Consider the following 1,349-nt stretch of genomic DNA (forward strand, 5'->3'; position numbering starts at 1 on the left):
CGAACATTTTTCGCCGAAAATCCCGACGCTGACTTTTAGCCCGCCGCCTGCGGTGGCGGGCAGGAAAACCCGGTTGGCTCGGGCGCAAAAAATTTACTCTCTCAGAACCCCTCCATTTTTTGCCCGCTCGCCAAAAAATCATCAAGAATTAAAACGCTGATTTTGGGTTTATATTTTAAATGATTTACTATTTTTTTTGATTGCCAGATAAGATTCTTTTAAAAATTCATCAAATTTTTTGCTTTTGGTAATTTTATTATATAAATCGTTAAAATATTTAGGAGCGACCTTGCTGCCTATTTTTATTCTTTTGTGTTCAGTATAAAAATCTGCCTTACGTTTTAACATTTTTTGAATTCGTATGTCACCTAAGATGATTGGCGCTAAAATTTCGCTCAAATGCCACTCTAAATAAGGCGATTCAAATTTTTTATTATTTACTTTTGGATATAATAGTTTCCATTTTTCAAAATACAAAAAATGGCAACACTCGTGCATAATAACTTCCATCGCATGAGATGATTTTTTGTAGTTATAAAAAATAGAGAAACTCCAATCATTTAAGAAACGAGGGCAAATTGGGTTGATAGAAATCATAGCCCTAATTGTTTTATCTTGAGGCCAATCAATTTGCAAAATTTTTGGAAGTACAATGAAAAAATCTTTTTCAATTTTTTGCCATTCTTTTTGGTATCTTGTTTTATTTTCTTCTATTAGTTTTTTATTTTCTTTTCTAAATTCAATAATATATTTTTTCAAAAATTTTATCTGCTCTGCTTCTCTCTTGAAAGAAAAAATCTTTTTAATTCCCGGGTGTTTTTTAATTATATATTTACCCCAACCCCATTTATTTTGAAATAAAAAACCATGTATCCAATCAACCTCTTTGGGTAATGGAATATCAATAAATTTTACTTTAGGCAAATTCATGATTAAATAATATCATTTAAGCTCTCAATGATAATATAAACCCCAAATCAGCGTTTTAATTCTTGATGATTTTTTGGCGAGCGGGCAAAAAATGAAGGGGGTCTGGGGGAAGGATTTTTTGCCAGCGAGCCGTCGGGTTTTCCTGCCCGCCGCCTGCGGCGGCGGGCTAAAAGTCAGCGTCGGGATTTTCCGTAAAATAGGTTCGGATTTTAACTAAAAGGCACCGCCAATTTTAGTTTTTCTTTGCTTCGCCCTCCGTAGCCTTGGCGAAGGATGGGGCGGCAAATTCTTTTTTATTTTTTTGGCTCTGGTTTCCCCAATGTTCCACTACTAAACCAAGTTCTATATCTTGCTTCGCCTTTTCCAGTTGGCGGAATATACACCAATAATGTTCCTTGATCTTTTTCTTCTGCACTTTT

The 1,349-nt window shown here is 34.8% G+C and carries 2 protein-coding genes; both read right to left on the reverse strand.

Annotated features, from left to right (window positions below):
- Positions 1 to 168: 168 nt before the first annotated feature.
- Entirely contained in the window at positions 169 to 930 is a 762-nt protein-coding gene (locus KY055_02835; protein ID MBZ1345535.1) for a hypothetical protein, read from the reverse strand.
- Positions 931 to 1,162: 232 nt separating this feature from the next.
- On the reverse strand, positions 1,163 to 1,349 hold a 187-nt coding region (locus KY055_02840; GenBank protein ID MBZ1345536.1), incomplete at its 5' end, for a hypothetical protein.

The sequence above is a fragment of the Candidatus Nealsonbacteria bacterium genome (assembly GCA_019923625.1).
In the GTDB taxonomy this organism is placed as follows: Bacteria; Patescibacteriota; Minisyncoccia; order Minisyncoccales; family RBG-13-42-11; genus JAHXGN01.